This window comes from Psychrobacter sp. NPDC064578 (assembly GCF_044901245.1).
Classification (GTDB): Bacteria; Pseudomonadota; Gammaproteobacteria; order Pseudomonadales; family Moraxellaceae; genus Psychrobacter; species Psychrobacter cibarius_C.
On sequence record NZ_JBJDPI010000004.1, the window covers coordinates 17,963 to 33,831 of the forward strand.

Below are 15,869 nucleotides of genomic sequence, written 5' to 3' on the forward strand. Positions count from 1 at the left end.
CATGTCTTAAAAGTCGAAAGTCGCTGATACTTTTAGGGCAGTAGGCTCACCGGCATTTAAGTATCCAGCACCCACATAACCACCCACTGATTGCCAATAGTCTTCACCAGTAATATTAGTAACTACTCCTTTTAGCGTCACGTCTTGGCCAGCGAGCATGGTTTTATAGCGAGCACCTAGATCTAGCGTGGTATAACCGTCAACTTTTAAGCTGTTGGCAGCATCGGCATAACGTGCGCCTGTGTGAATGATATCACCGGTCACCGTCAATCCTTCAACTGCTGCTAAATCATATTCTAGGTTGACGTTACTTTGTAGCGTGGGCAGTCCGATGACTCGGTTGCCGTCGAACGTCACATCGCCCGTGTTTTTTTGCTTAGCATTTAAGTAAGTAACACCAGCATTGAAGCGCATGTTTTCGCTCGGGCTACCAAATACAGTCAATTCCACCCCTTGATGTCGATTTTCGCCTGCAGCCACAAAGGTGTTGGCGTCATTGATATAAGCGCGCGGCTCATTAGTGCGGAATATCGCCAAACTACTGCCAATCAAACCATTGTCATACTTAACACCAACCTCAGTTTGCTCACTCACATAAGGGTCTAAATTTTGACCACCATTGGCGACAGCACCACTATTATTAGTCAGAGGTGCCCTTGCGCCTGGCGCTAGGCTTTCGATATAGTTACCATAAACAGACCAGTCCATGCTTGGTTGATAGACAATTCCAACGCTTGGTGTCCATTCACTTTTATCGTAATCAGCCGTTTTAGCCTGAGTGTTAGGATCATAGCTGGTGGTTTTTAAATTCTGATGACGCACGCCTAAAGTGGTTTTTAGTTTGTCATCGAACAATGATATGGTATCGGCTAGCGCAAAGCTTTGGAATTGCTTCTCGTTGGTTAGTTTTGGATCATCTAAGTTACCACCGAAGATTGCTGTGCTTGTAAAAGGTACCTCAGCGTAGTCAATAGGGCGATATAAATTGGTTGCGGGTTGATTACCAAAATCATAGGCGAACGCCCCTTTTTCTTCTTGGTCATAGAGATCCGCTGCTAGTACCCAATTATGAGCCACTTCACCTGTTTGCCATTTACCACGCAGACCGAGCTCAGCACTTTGTACCAAATCTTTTCTAGAGTTATCAAAGCGATAAAACGTACCTGCACCATCAACATTGTTGACGGTTAGATTGGCCAGTGAGTTTTCCTCCTCACCACTTCGCACACCGTAAGCGCCGTAAGCTGTGACGTTATCATTAAAATCGTACTCGCCTCTAATCGTACCGAATACATCTTCTTCATCTGAATACGTCCAAGGCTGCGCCCAATTCTTTGAGCCGTCTGGTGCTTTTGGTACTCTAGAAACACCAGCAAGTGTGACACTAGGACGGGTCTCTTTGAGTTTGTTGTCTTGCCAGCCCAAATCAGCTGATAGTCGATACTGATCGCCTCTATAATCTAATCCTAACGCTGCCAGACCCAGTGTTGAAGATTCATCATCAATCGCGCTGTCGCCATCTTGATAAGCGGCATTAAAGCGAACGCCAAACGCATCATCAGTACCAAAGCGATCACTAACATCTACGGCAACTTTGCCTTGATCGCCCTGACCATAACCGAGTGTCACCTTACGTAGCGGGTCATTGCCAGCTCGTTTGGGTAGCAGGTTAATCGTACCACCGGCGTTACCACCACTGGGTGCTGCGCCATTGAGCATCGCGGATGCCCCGCGCTGAACCTCAACACGCTCGAACAATTCCGTTGCGATATACTGCCTTGGCAATATGCCGTATAGACCGTTATACATGGTGTCATCAGAGGTTGTGACAAAGCCGCGCATAAAGTACGCTTCTTGAAAGTTGCCAAAGCCTCTAGCGACACGAACAGTCGGGTCTTTTTTGAGCAGGTCGCCCACACTTTGGGCTTGTTGATTGCCGATATACTCATTGGTATATGAGGTAGTGGAGAACGGTGTGTCCATGATGTCTTGATTGCCCAAGATTCCGACACGGCTTCCTGTCGCTACTTGACCACCTTCATAGGCATCTGGCAACCCATCGGCTGATGCATCAGCACTACTGGTCACGACAATCTCATCGAGTACCACGCTTGGGGTATCAGATTGAGCGTCAGCATTTAAATCTGTTTGTGCCCACGCGGCTTGGCTTGCACCCAGTAGTATTACCGATGTAGACAGACAAGATGAGCACAGTGATTTTAATGACAAGGGATGGCGAGACATATTCAATAGAGTAGGGCGAAATAAAGCAGAGTATAAACGAGACAGTTGCATGAATATTTCCAGCACATAGATTAAATGCTTATTATAATGATAATCATTTTCATTACAATATATTACTGGATTAAATCTCAATATATTTTTATCGTATTAAGTGTACGTTTTCGTTAGGCAAAGTAGTAAGTCGTCTAAAGTTGATCAGTCGCGTTATACCAGCAGCAACGATTGTTATTAGCTCAATTTAGCAGTCAGCACAAGTGGTTGGTAAGTGTCTAAATGCTTTCTGTTTATGACTAAATGTTTGCTACTTATTGAATGTTTGCTGTTTACAAAAAATGCCACTTATGAAAAACATAATGATTATTGCGCACGCCAGTAGACTTTAATGACCATATCCTGACGTGATAATCCAAGATTTGCCTTTAGTTGCTGTCGCAATGATTTGATATCTGCTGCTTCCAGCGCGCCCCATACTTTGTCAATATTGACAGGCAGTCGCGCAAATTGTGTATTTAATAATGCCATTATTTGTTCAGTAATATCAGTTGTTGGGGTATTAACCAGCTGGCACACATTATCTTGCAAAAAATGCGCATTATGGCGTAGTTGATTACTGAGCGTTAGGGTATGTAGATAACGGATATCGTCTGGATCATTAGTGATGGCAATGACGAGGGGCGGCAATGGATTCTGCCAGTTTTCCAATAGATTGGCCACCGTAGGTAAGGAGGTTTCATCACAGATGAGTAAGCACTGACCAGTGCTGAGATGTTCTATTTTCTCTGGATATTCACGTACTGTTTTGATTTGACTGCCACAGTTAAGCGCGCGCGCCCAATTGCCTCCTGCCGTATCGCCATGAGTATAAACGTCTATCCACGCTTGGACAGACGAGCTGCTCGAATCTCGCCATGCTTTTCGCAAGGTATAGTAGCGCTGCAAAGGTTTGTCGCTATCTTTGGGCTGATGTTTTGTAGCAGATAGACCGTCCGCATCTAGCTCAAACAAATACGCGTAGCCCGGATGAGAGAGTGGCGTACTATCGGGTGCGGTTACTAGCAGTCGATACATATTGGGGCTGGCATAATAGCCATTAATGACCGTAAAACGCTGTTCTTGAAGCTTGATCGTGCGCTTGCCAAGCTTATTGGCAGAGGTTTGCAATAGCGTTATATATTGCTCCTGTAGCGTCATAGAGTCACTAATAGGAACTATAAAATCGATAAAATATTGACGGCTGAGCTTGCTGCTGTTTGTCAAGGTATCGTTGTCATGATGGGCGGTTGTGACATCCATTAATATCCCATCAGTATACAGCTCTGCTATCGAGGCGATCTCGTGCTCACTCACTGCCGTGTTAGTAAAGGCATTGATAAACATCGCGAGTTCATCTTGATGCTCTTCATTGACATGACTCATAAACTGGGCTTTGTCAGCCATGTCGAGCGGTGTTTTATCGAAATCGTACTGAGTAAGTGGTTGAGCCATAAAATGTCGTCCAAGCCAAAATTCAAATAATTATTCAGCAAAATTTTTATTAATAAATGATTGGCTGCTGATTAAGGGCAAGATGGAAATATAATAGTTAATAAGCATAAAACATTCAAATGTTAATGATTATTAATGTCATCTAGATTTTTATTACGATAATATACCATAGGTTAATTTATTTACAATCATAAAAGGACTGGTATCAGCGAATGACTAATAGCTTTCTTGTAATGCTTGGCAGTGGTGACTCTTAAAATGTGTATAAACGTGATCGCCCAACCCGTTTTTGCAAGGTTTTATAGCTTACAAAAACGGGTTGGGCGAGCTAAAGTCGAACAGTAGAGTGTTAAGGAGCAGGCTGAATGTCTATTTTAAATTCCCATGAGGTTGCAGTCGTCGCTGAGCTATCAGGGTAATTGATTTTATCCAAACGCACACGGGCATAGCTATTACCTTCAGCGGATCTAATGAGCGCGCCTTGAGCGCTGTCAACCGCTTTGGCATTTAGTTGATGGGTCATGCCATTGTAGGTATACCAGCCAAAGTCTAGGTTCGGGAAATTACCCGTATAAGCAGGATTGAGATCCGAGCCTTTACTATCAATGACCCAGCTTCTGGCACTCATCGGTTTATCGTACACAGCGGTGTTGGTAAGGTCGGTTAAAGTCGCCGCACTACCATCGGTTATAAACTTGCTGACAATGGGCTCACCTTTATCATCATAATACCCTATTGGTGTTTTTGATAAGAAGCCACCAACTTTGCCTTTATTAGTGCCAATCGCAGAATCGCCACCATTTAAAATGACGCTATTACGCTTAAAGCCAATCTGCCAAGTACTGTTTTTATCGGTGCTACTTTGTCCTGTGGTTAGATCAAAATAGACCCAGTTATCATTGTTTGAGGCATCGATGGTTTTCGTCTGTACCTTGTTCGGTAGCGCCGTATCAATCCAGCGCAGAGTAGGGTAGCCGGAGGTTCCAGCATTATTATAGTAGTTGGTAATCTGCATGGCATAAATAGGCTGCTGGACGCTGCTGTCTGTCATGGCACTGCTATTATCTGTGGTGACAAGGTAGACACGATTGTTCGGGTAGAGCTGATGGTTGTCTTTTAAATTGTATTCAAACCAAGGCTGTGCATCAAAAATACCACCACTACGGTCTTCATTGTAGTGCATGGTAATATCACGACTGGTATCAGGATCTTGAGTTGCATTGCTATAACGGCTCAAATCTGACCAATCGATTAAACCAAAAACGCCGCCTTTACCTGCGCCAGAATCACCGCTATTTGACCAAAGCTTGACCGAACGCGCTTGGTTATCAAACTTGATATCCCACTTATCCTCAGCACACGAGCTTTCAGCTTTGGCATCAAAGTCATAACAGGTTGCAGTATCAGGCGCTAGATTGGTGACTTGCCAAGTAGCCGTTTCGCTAAAGCTGGCAGTGCTAACAGGCGGCGTGTTACCACCATTATCGCCATTTCCGGTATTGCCACTACTCGAGCCATCACTGCCGCCTCCGCAACCGGTCATGCTGAGTGCTAAAATACTGCCACTAAACAGTAATGCCAATTTGGTCGGCTTGGTGTGAACTGCTGGGAGAATGAGGGTCATATCAGCTTCCTTGATGGTTGTGGTTTCAGATAGAGGGTACAAAATAAGGGTAAAAATAGCGCTACAAATACACTTGCTTTAGAATGATTGTGAAGTAAAAGCTTACCAATGGTAGCTGGCGCCAAGTAACCACTCGCGATTATCAATGGGACGGTAGTCACTGGTATCGGTAACATCACGCTGCACATCAAAGATATTATTAATCGCTGCATACAAGCTCAAGTTTGCAGTTGCGTCATAATTGAGCTTGCTATCGAGTGTCCACCAAGAGGGTGAATACGCTTGCTCGCTGGTACTAATCAGCTGTTTGGATTCATAATTGAGGCGCGGGATCAGCTGTAATTTGTCATTGATTTGATAATCTAGTGCCAGCATCGCTTTGTGATTGGGCTTATAGGTCAGCTCGGTATCGGTGACATTGTTATGCGTCTTGAGGTAAGCGTAGCTGGCTTGTAGTTTGGCGCGCTCGTCCACTTGCCAGTCAAGGCCAATATCGCCGCCATAGGTTTTGGCACTATCGACGTTCATATATTTATAAATGGCGATATTTCCCTCAAAGCTCGCATTGTCTTCATCGGTCTGAATCAGGTCATCTATCTCGTTATAAAAACCATTGACCGTCAAATTCATGGTGTCGCTCAGCTGACCTTGATAGCCGATCTGGTAACTGGTTGAAGTCTCAGGCTGCAAGTCAGGATTGCCCATGACTTTATAACCCAAATTGCTATGGTCAAAGACGTAGTATCGTTCTTTTAGATTGGGCACGCGATAACCACCGCCAATACTGCTACGAAAAACATGGTCGCGCCCGCTTGCATCCAAATGGTTGTATTTGAGTGATACTTTCGGCGCCGTATGACCACCAAAGTCTTCATCGTTTTGATAGCGAATACCGCTCAACACTTCCCAGTTATCGCCAATCAGCCAGTCATCCTGTAGATATAGCTCACCGACATCACGGCTGACGTCATAGCTGATAAGCTCGCTGACTTGGTTTTTCGTTTGGCTTAACTTGTCTTGCTGAACCTGACCGCCGACTTGGATAAGATGAAGGTGCTTATCGGACAGCAATAGCTCAGGTAAGTCGAGCTGAGCTTGCGCCAACGTCGTACTAATCTCTGTATCACGGGCACTAGTGATGGCTTGCTGTGTTTTAGTATTGGATTCGCTTTGATATTCCTCATGCAGCGCTTGAGCGGACAATCGATAAGTCTTGCTGCGATCATCGACATGCGGCGCGATATCAGCGCGTGCACCGACACTAAAGCGCTGCTTGCTGATGTGCTCATCTCTTTGCTGTGCTAAATAGCGCGGCGCGACATAATAATTAAAGCGACTGATATCGTCTTCTTTATAGTGGCTGGCTTCTAGCCAGTATTGAGAATTTTTGACCAGTCGGCTATCGTTGCGGTCATTGTTATTACCTGATGTGTCGTTACCGTCAGGGCGGTAGCTGAGGCGGGCGCTGACTTGTGATTGCTCGCTGGCATCTTTTAATCTGGGCCACGCTTCATGATCTAAGCTTAAGCCATCATTGTCCAGATACGAGCCTGATAGACGCGCGTGAAAGCGTTGGTTTTTATCCAATGCCCCTTCGACGCTGGCTTCTAAATAGCGCTTATTGGCATCTAACTTTTTACCAGATGGATTTTGCTGCCCATTGCTGGCAATCTCGGTGGTGATATGTCCTGTTGCCGCGCCAATGGGTTTGGTGATGATATTAATGACGCCGCCCATCGCCGCGCTACCAAACTGCGCTGATGCCGCTCCTTGCACCACTTCTATTTGCTCAATATCCATATTCATATACTGATTCAAGTTTACTGTCGAGCCAGTGCTTGCCGTAATCGGCAAACCGTCAATCAACACCAATACTTGATCACCTGTGAAGCCTTGCATGCTGACTTCGTAACCTGTCTTGCCGTGGACTTCACGTAAGTAGACATTGGGCAACAAGGCCAGCGCTTCTTTTAAAGTATGAGCATGGTTGTCATCGAGCTGCTGGCGGCTAAGTACTTGCAGGGCAACTGGCGAATCACTTAAAGCGCGCTCAGAGCGAGTCGCCGTTACCACGATAGGGTCTAAACGTGTGCTCGGCATGGCTGCATCGTCGGTCATATCACCATTCGTCTCTGCGAAAATAGGCGCTGCTTGGGCTAAAACTGACGTGAATGCAAACAATGCTAATGCCACACTTATGGCTAATGGGCTACGACGCAGCAGTGAGGGATGGGTGTCTAGTCCCGTATGAGTCAACGATAAATCAAACGCTAAAATTGACATAAGTAAAACAGCCATCGTAAAAAGAGAAAGTAAGAAAGTCGCGCTGCTTAAAGACCTTTTGCTACAAAAAGAGCGATCTAAAGCGACCGTTTCATAGTATTAATTATTAAAGGTTTGGTTACTTGATTCACTAGATTAAGTAACAAAGCCCAGACATAGTATTTCAAACGATAATAATTATCAAGATGTAAATGATAATTATTATTATTTACAAAGTGAAAAAATGTTGCCATAATGATTTCGTCCGAAGCCTAGAGACAAAATTATAAATGATGAATTGGAAGTGATAATTGATAAAAGTCTGCTTGATAAATACACCCTTGCTGCATCATTGCGAGCACTGTAGTACAGCAGGCATTGGTTTTATCAAATATCAATCATAGTCATCGTCTCTGCTATTTTCTGAAGATATTCATATCTCAATACTATATAGCCAAGATCATTGGCTTTTTTACTGCTATTCATTTTATGGAGCGCACTATGAGTCACCCGTTATCGTTAAGCAAAAAAAATACTGAGCTGTGGCAACAGTACCAAGCATTAAAAGCAAAAACGCCGATGCTATTTCCCACAGAAGGCGCGGCTGCATTAGGTATCAGCGAGTTTGAGCTGATGTTGGCATCACCCTATAGTCAGTATATTGGTGATCAGTGCAAAACTGTATTAAAGCAATTTGAGAACTTTGGTGACATGGAAAGCATTGTCAGAAACGAGCTAGCCGTGCATGAAAAAACCGCGCCATATCATAATCTTAAGCTTGGCGAAAAGATGGGATTGGCACTCAATGTTGGTGGTCTAGATTTGCGATTCTTTATGTGGCAATGGCGGCATATGCTGGCGGTAACGGATACCAGCCGCGCCGATAAGCCCTCTTATAGTATTCAGTTTTATAACGCCCAAGGTGCTGCTATCGATAAAGTATATCTACGAGAGTTAAGTGCTGAAACTATCGCGCGTTGGCAAGCGATGATACAGGAGCAGCAGCAAACGGTGAATAATGTGACGCTGACGTTAGAGGCACAAGAACCGCTGAATGACTGGCGTTACAAGGCATTAAGTGAAGAGGAGCGTACGCAGTTACAACAAGGCTGGCAGGCGATGACAGATGTGCATCAGTTTCATTCATTATTAAAAAATCTCGATATCGATCGTGCTAGTAGCTACCGTCAAGCACCAGAGCAGATGACGCAGCAGCTTGATATTAGCGCGGTCGAAGCGGTATTTGAGCAAGCGCGTGATGCGAAATGTCCGATTATGATTTTTGTCGGCAATAGCGGCATGGTACAAATCCAAACTGGCACCGTAAAAACTCTCAAGCGTATGGGTGATTGGTTCAATATTTTAGATAAAGACCATAATGACTTTACGCTGCATTTAAAAGACAAAGCATTGGCGCAAGTGTGGAGTGTCAAGCGCCCAACCAAAGACGGCATCGTGACTTGTATAGAAGGTTTTGATGGTCACGGCGTCAGTATCTTTAGTGTATTTGGTCAGCGAATTGAAGGCACGCCTGAGCTTGAAGCCTGGCAGCAAATTGTATCAAAGGTCATCGAAGCGCATCCATATGCAGAAGCCTTAGCGCCAGTGGTTATGACTGAAGAAGAGAGCGTGTAAACCCGTCATAAAAATCAGCAAATTTGCGATATTGACACTCACATAACGGATAAATCATAGCTGTTGTGTGAGTTATTTGGGATGCTTAATACACGTTAATGGTTCTGTTAATAGTGTCATTTTTTACGTTAGCAAATTAGGAATGCTTATGTCTTCTGCATTATCAAAAACAGTAATCACTCATGCGGTTATAAATAAAAAATTGATGAATCGTGCTATCAGCACTGCTGCCATTATTGGCGCATTTGTCGTGCCCTCACTTTCTGCCCAAGCTTATGAGCGTATTGTCGCGATGAGCCCCGACGTTGCAGACGTCGTGGTGGCACTAGGAGCGACCGATAAATTGGTTGGTAAAGATGCAACCAATCATAATCCAGCGTTAAAGAATGTACCAGCCGTGGGTATGCATCGTAATATCACTGCCGAGTCAGTGTTGGCGGTCAAGCCTGATTTGGTGCTCGGTAGTTATATGGTGCAGCCTGCGAGTATTTATCAGCGCTTAAATGGTCTAAAAGTTAAAGCCGTCAATGTCGCGCCCAAAGAAGAGGTAAGCACCTTTGCCAACAGTATTAAATCTATCGGCAGTTATGTTGATAAAAAATCCGAAGGATCGCAGCTTGCGAAGCGTTGGAATGCAGGGATGAGTCCAATGGCAAAGACGGGTAAGCGTTATTTATTAAGTTACGATGGTCGTATCGTTGCAGGTAAGGGTACGGTAGGGGATGAGTTGATTCGCCGAGCTGGTGGGATTAACGCTGCAAACGTATCAGGGCTAAAACCTATGTCACGTGAAGGCTGGCTGGCCGCCAAGCCCGATGTAATAATTATTGCCGATCATAATCAGGCAGTGGTTGGCGGGGTCAGTAAATTTAGCAAACGTCCAGAGATTGCAGCAAGTGTTGCAGGCAAGAAGGGCGGCGTACACTTTTGGCCAGCAGATGACTTTCTGCGTTACGGCTTGCATTCGCCTGACGTCTTAAAAAAGCTGAACGCTGTAGCAAAATAGCCTAAGCAAAAATATTTTATCTCATATTCAACAAAATGACATCTCACATGGCAAATACGATTTCTGCTTCTATCTCTACACAAACTGGAAAACATAAACATAGCCTCTACTATATTGCTGCCGCTGTCGTATCTTTACTGCTAATTTGGTTGGCGCTTGGTATTGGCTTTGGCGAATGGTCAAGCCCTAGCCATCTTGACGATACTATTTGGCAGCTGCGTTATCCGCGTGTGGTGACGGCATTACTGGTTGGTATGGCGTTGTCAGTGAGTGGCGCAGCATTACAGGCTTTATTTGAAAATCCTTTAGCGGACCCAAGTTTAATCGGTACATCAGGTGGCGCGGCGCTTGGTGTTGTTTTGGTTCTGGCGTTGGGGTTTGGTGGCATTGGGATACCGCTTGCGGCGTTTACTGGAAGCGTATTGGTGTGCTTGTTTATTCTCGCTTGTCATCGGTTTTTGGGTGGTGGGCAGATGGGCTTGCTGATATTGGGATTTGTCATTAGTGCTTTTTGTGCGGCAGTGGTCAGCCTGATTTTATTCATGTCTGATGACATGGTGCTGCGTTCCGCGACCAATTGGCTGTCAGGCAGTATGGCGGAAGCGGGCTTTGTACCGCTGCGTTATTCGATTGTCTCTATGTTATTGGGGTTAGCAATTTTATTGCCATTAGGTCGTCAGTTGGATGGACTGATGCTTGGTGAAGCCGCTGCTAAATCTTTGGGTATCAAAGTGGGTGTGGTTCGTTGTTTGGTCGTGATTGCCTCGGCATTACTGACAGGGGCAGCGGTGTCTTTAGCAGGCGTCATTGGTTTTATTGGCATGATGGTACCAAACCTGCTGGCTATTTTGTTTGGTGGTGGACGTATGCGTCTCATGATTTGGTCTGGCTGGCTTGGGGCGATATTATTACTCGTCATTGATGGCGCGGCGCGGCATGTTGCTTATCCAGTGGATGTGCCTGTTGGCATCGTTTTAGCGTTGCTTGGCGGTCCATTCTTTATTTGGCTGTTTGTGCGTAGTAGCCGCCGTTAATTGGAGAGAGTGTTTATGTTTCATTCGTATTTTACGGCTACATCAAAGACATCATTAGCGAGTCGAGACAGTCGTATAAATAGTAGTGATATCAAGAGTAGTGATGCAGGCGAGTTGTTGTCGATGCAAGATATTCATATCTCGCATGGTCATAAAACATTGTTAAAGATAGACAAGCTAACCGTGCCAAGCCAAAAGCTGGTCGCCTTTATCGGACCAAATGGCGCGGGTAAAAGCACGTTGCTGCATACGGTTTTAGGTCAGCATACGGGAGCCGCGCTTAAAACAGATGGTCACATTACGATTTACGGTCAGCCGATCAACGAGGTCATGAATGATGGTCATATCGCTTGGGTTGGACAACATGAGCGTTTTGAGCTGCCGTTAACGGTATTGGATTATGCGCTGTTAGGAGTCTCGCCAAATCTTGCATGGTATCAGCGCCCAAATAGCCATCATGTTGAGCGCGCGCAACGTTTACTACAGGATTTTGAGTTATCAAGTTTGGTCAGTGCCCGCGTGCAAACCTTATCAGGCGGTGAAAAGCAGCGCTTGGCTATCGTGCGTGCACTGATGCAAGACACTAAAATCATGATATTTGATGAACCGACCAATCATCTTGATATTCGCCATCAGCGTTTTTTACTTCATTATTTGCATAATTTGGTGCGACATCAACGCAAAAGTATCTTGGTTGTGTTGCATGATTTGACCCATGCGCATCGCTATACTGATGAAGTGGTGCTATTAAACGGTGGACAAATTGTTGCGCAAGGAACGCCTAGTGAAGTGATGACACGCTCGCAATTAAGCGATGTTTATGATGTCGATATTAAGGTGCATCAGACTGAAGATGGCTTGGTGTTTGTATGATTCTGAGCACTTGAGCCATTATTTTGACTTTACGATAGGCATTTGATGATCAACTTGGCTTTTTAATCTGTATATATCGCACTGATTTATTCGGCAGTAAAAAACCCTTCATGCTATATAAATAATAGCATGAAGGGTTTTTTTACATCTTAACTATTGTAGTGAATCAAATATGCTTAATATAACCATACCAACAGGATGATTTTCAGTTAATAAATAATTTTAAACCTAAAAAATTTTGCAGTAAACTCGCATAACGATCGGATTTAGTAGAAACTGTGAAGTACTAGGTATTTGTTCTGAACGGGAGAAACTCATTGCGCGCTATTCCTTATAAACTGATTGTTAGCGCACTACTGCTCATCATTGTTGCGGGCTTTTTTGCCTTTCGCTGGTGGCAAGGACCACTATTACCAAGCTATAGAATATCTTCGATGCCTTTGGTGCAGACGGTCGTAGCGACTGGACGGGTCGTTGCCGTATCAAATACTGACATTGGTAGCGAGATATCAGGTGTCGTATTAGAGCGACGGGTAGCAGAAGGCGAACAAGTCGCTGCAGGAGATTTATTATTAGTACTAAGCTCCGATGACGTTGCAGCCCAAGTGCGGCAAGCAGAAGCCGAGTTGGCGGAATTGATTAGTAGCACTCGTCCACAAGCAGTGGTGGACTTGACCAATGCCGAAGTAGCGTTGGCGCAAGCTGACCGTAATGTCGAGCGCAGGCGCGAATTGGCTGCTATCTCGGCCATCTCTGATGAGGAAATGGAGCAAGCGATTCAAGCCCAAGCCCAAGCACGCAATGACCTTGAAAATGCACGCCTGAGAGCGAATGCACTCTCCTCTGGTGGTGTTGAAGAAGATTTATTACGTGCTCGTATCGCCGCATTGCAGGCTCAGCTCAATAAAGCGCAAGTACGTAGCAAAGTATCAGGCACTATTCTGACTCGTAATGTCGAGGTAGGCGATTTGGTACAGCCAGGTCAGAGCTTGTTTACTATTGCCCTCGATGGTAAGACTGAAATAAGAGTACCGCTTGATGAACGTAATTTATCTCGATTGGCTTTGCAGCAACCATCAGTCGCTATTGCCGATGCCTATCCAGATAAACCGTTCCCCGTACGTATTAGTTTCATTGCACCAAGTATAGATCCGCAACGCGGTACAGTAGAGGTGAGATTGTCCGTCGATCCTGTACCTGATTTTTTGCGTCAAGATATGACGGTATCAGTGAATATCGAAACGGATCAACGCGCAAAAGCCTTAGTCATTCCTAATGATGCACTAGCCAATGTTAAAGAAGACAGCGCCGAAGTATTATTATTGCGTGATGGTAAAACACAACGTCGAGTAGTGAAATTAGGGTTACGCGGGCTATCAGCATCAGAGGTGCTCTCAGGACTGAGCGCAGGTGATGAGATATTGGTTGATGCCACAGTCTCACTGGCTGATGGAAAAAGAGTAAGAACCGCGCTTCAAGCAGCACCTTTTACCGCTCCTAATGCTGATAAGATGAGGGCGGTAAAGGATAAGAGCCAAGCAGCGGAGACAGTCAATTGACGGCTTTTTTCGGTAGACTATGGATTGATGTCACTATTGCCATCAGTTTTTTACGCGAGGGACGAGTACAGTCGTTGATGATTACTCTGGGAGTGGCGATAGGTGTTGCCGTTATTATATTTATCACCGCACTCATCCAAGGATTACAGACCAACCTTATTGACAGCACCCTTGGCAGTCAGGCACATATTCGCTTAGTAGCGCCAGACGAAGTAAACCTAATAGCGCCGTCTGCTGATACGCTGCAACTGATACAAGAGGACAAGCGTCCACAGCGGCTACGTTCTATTAATAATTGGCAGCAAATCACTGACACGCTAGATCAACTGCCCTTGTTAACTGCCGTATCGCCAAACGTGTCTGGGCCTGGGTTTGTCCGGCGTGGCGAAGCATTAGAGTCGGTGATACTAGTAGGTACTGATTTAGAGCGCTATCAGAATATAATCCCACTTGATGAGTACTTAATCAGTGGTGAGCTGCGAGTGGGCGCAGATAATGTATTGATTGGTAGTGAACTGGCTAAAGATTTGGGTGTAGAGGTCGGCAGCAAATTACGTTTGGATACGGGTCAAGACAGCAGTAGCAGCAATAATCTGAGTAACAGCCTTGGTAGCAACCTTAGTAACAACAGCGCTGTAGTCAATATCGCTGGTATATTTGAGCTCGGCGTACGAGAGCTTGATGCGCGCTACGTGTATCTAGACCTAAAACAAGCGCAGTCATTACTCAACCTACCGGGCGGTATCACAGTCATTGATTTGACGGTTGAAGATATCTTTGAGGCGGAGGAAATCGCTGCACAAGTGGGTCGTTTGTCCTCATTGCAAGCAGAAAGCTGGATTGAAACCAACGCCCAACTGCTGAGTGGTCTCACGGCTCAAAGTTTATCTAGCAATATGATTGTCGTTTTTGTGGCGATCTCGGTGGCTTTTGGTATTGCCAGTGTGCTGTCGGTCAGTGTGGTTCAGCGTACGCGCGAGATTGGTATCTTACGAGCCATGGGTGCAACTCGTCAGCAGATTTTACGCATATTCTTAATTCAAGGGGCTATATTTGGCTTGTTAGGCTCTATTGTCGGTAGTGGTGTCAGCTATGTATTGGTCTGGTCTTTTAATACTTTTGGGCCCGACATATTTACAATTCCCATATCGATAAACCTGATCTTAGTGACTATGTCGTTAGCCACGCTAACTGGTGTGATAGCAGCCGCTATTCCAGCGCGGCGCGCAGCAGCACTTGATCCAGTGGTGGCTATTCGTTATGTCTAATCATGATTCTAGCGACACTTTTAATAATGACTTTAACAATGTTTCTGTCAATCCTTTTAATAAGACGTCAACTCCTATGTCCAGTCAATCTCACGAAGTTCTGCGTTTAGAGGCACTAAAAAAGTCTTATAACATCGGTAAACCTAATGAGATTGAGGTGCTGCACGGTATTGACTTAACCATCAGCACTAACGACTTTGCCGCCCTGATTGGTCCTTCTGGTTCAGGTAAAAGCACTTTGCTAAATGTACTAGGGTTACTAGATCAGCCAACCAGCGGTGAGCTATATCTGTTGGGTCAAGCAACCAGCGCTATGAATGATGCTGGTCGCACCGCTTTACGTGGCAGTAGTATTGGCTTTGTCTTTCAATTTCATCATCTGATTCAAGCGTTTAGTGCATTAGACAATATCTTAATGCCGCTAACATTGACAAGGGGTCGTCCAAATAAGCTTGCTATCCAAAAAGCGCGCGAGCTACTGGCAGCGGTTGGGTTAGAGCGCTTCGCTGACAGTAAACCTAACGAGCTATCAGGTGGCCAGCAACAGCGTGTTGCCATTGCACGCGCCTTGATAACCGAACCAGCATTGCTATTGGCTGATGAACCTACAGGTAATCTGGATACCGTGACGGCTGGAGAAGTGTTTGAGCTGTTCCGCAAAGTGAATCAGGAACGTGATTGCGCGGTATTGCTGGTCACCCATGATCCACGCTTGTCAGCATCTTGCGATCGAACGATTAATTTGGTTGATGGTCGTATTGATAGTGATAGTTTAAACAATCAAAAAATATCGTAGTGATAATAAAAGTCATATTGATGGATTACTTATCTGCTTAACAAGGATTCCTATAAATACCACCGTCAATACTGACATCAATA

At 45.1% G+C, this 15,869-nt stretch carries 11 protein-coding genes; 7 read left to right on the forward strand and 4 right to left on the reverse strand.

Going from position 1 to position 15,869, the window contains the following annotated elements:
* Nucleotides 1-6: 6 nt before the first annotated feature.
* The 4 genes from ACI2JM_RS05430 to ACI2JM_RS05445 form a co-directional block, all read right to left on the reverse strand.
* Nucleotides 7-2,295, reverse strand: coding sequence for a TonB-dependent receptor (locus ACI2JM_RS05430; protein ID WP_404642677.1), 2,289 nt, complete (start codon nucleotides 2,293-2,295; stop codon nucleotides 7-9).
* 306 nt (nucleotides 2,296-2,601) lie between these two features.
* Nucleotides 2,602-3,729: a siderophore-interacting protein gene (locus ACI2JM_RS05435; protein ID WP_404642679.1), complete on the reverse strand. Its 1,128-nt coding sequence runs from the start codon at nucleotides 3,727-3,729 to the stop codon at nucleotides 2,602-2,604.
* Nucleotides 3,730-4,078: 349 nt separating this feature from the next.
* Nucleotides 4,079-5,353 (reverse strand): HmuY family protein, encoded by a 1,275-nt coding sequence (locus ACI2JM_RS05440; RefSeq protein WP_404642681.1) that lies wholly within the window; start codon nucleotides 5,351-5,353, stop codon nucleotides 4,079-4,081.
* 102 nt (nucleotides 5,354-5,455) lie between these two features.
* Nucleotides 5,456-7,636 carry a TonB-dependent receptor plug domain-containing protein gene (locus ACI2JM_RS05445; protein WP_404642683.1) on the reverse strand — a complete coding sequence of 727 codons (2,181 nt, stop codon included), beginning with the start codon at nucleotides 7,634-7,636 and terminating at the stop codon, nucleotides 5,456-5,458.
* 480 nt (nucleotides 7,637-8,116) lie between these two features.
* Between ACI2JM_RS05445 and ACI2JM_RS05450 the strand changes: the two genes are divergently transcribed.
* From ACI2JM_RS05450 to ACI2JM_RS05480, 7 genes are all read left to right on the forward strand, one after another.
* On the forward strand, nucleotides 8,117-9,250 hold the full coding sequence (locus tag ACI2JM_RS05450; protein WP_404642685.1) for a ChuX/HutX family heme-like substrate-binding protein: 1,134 nt from the start codon (nucleotides 8,117-8,119) through the stop codon (nucleotides 9,248-9,250).
* 148 nt (nucleotides 9,251-9,398) lie between these two features.
* Nucleotides 9,399-10,256 (forward strand): hemin ABC transporter substrate-binding protein, encoded by an 858-nt coding sequence (locus ACI2JM_RS05455; RefSeq protein WP_404642687.1) that lies wholly within the window; start codon nucleotides 9,399-9,401, stop codon nucleotides 10,254-10,256.
* 47 nt (nucleotides 10,257-10,303) lie between these two features.
* Entirely contained in the window at nucleotides 10,304-11,290 is a 987-nt protein-coding gene (locus ACI2JM_RS05460) for a FecCD family ABC transporter permease (RefSeq protein ID WP_404642689.1), read from the forward strand.
* Between the two features lie 15 nt (nucleotides 11,291-11,305).
* A complete protein-coding gene (locus ACI2JM_RS05465) occupies nucleotides 11,306-12,163 on the forward strand; it encodes an ABC transporter ATP-binding protein (RefSeq protein WP_404642691.1) in 858 nt (285 codons plus the stop codon).
* A gap of 317 nt (nucleotides 12,164-12,480) precedes the next feature.
* Nucleotides 12,481-13,722 (forward strand): efflux RND transporter periplasmic adaptor subunit, encoded by a 1,242-nt coding sequence (locus tag ACI2JM_RS05470; RefSeq protein ID WP_404642693.1) that lies wholly within the window; start codon nucleotides 12,481-12,483, stop codon nucleotides 13,720-13,722.
* Complete coding sequence (locus ACI2JM_RS05475) at nucleotides 13,719-14,990, forward strand: ABC transporter permease (protein ID WP_404642695.1); 1,272 nt, start codon at nucleotides 13,719-13,721, stop codon at nucleotides 14,988-14,990. Before ACI2JM_RS05470 ends, ACI2JM_RS05475 begins: the two co-directional genes overlap by 4 nt.
* Nucleotides 14,991-15,066: 76 nt before the next feature.
* Complete coding sequence (locus tag ACI2JM_RS05480) at nucleotides 15,067-15,786, forward strand: ABC transporter ATP-binding protein (protein WP_404642697.1); 720 nt, start codon at nucleotides 15,067-15,069, stop codon at nucleotides 15,784-15,786.
* Nucleotides 15,787-15,869 lie beyond the last annotated feature (83 nt).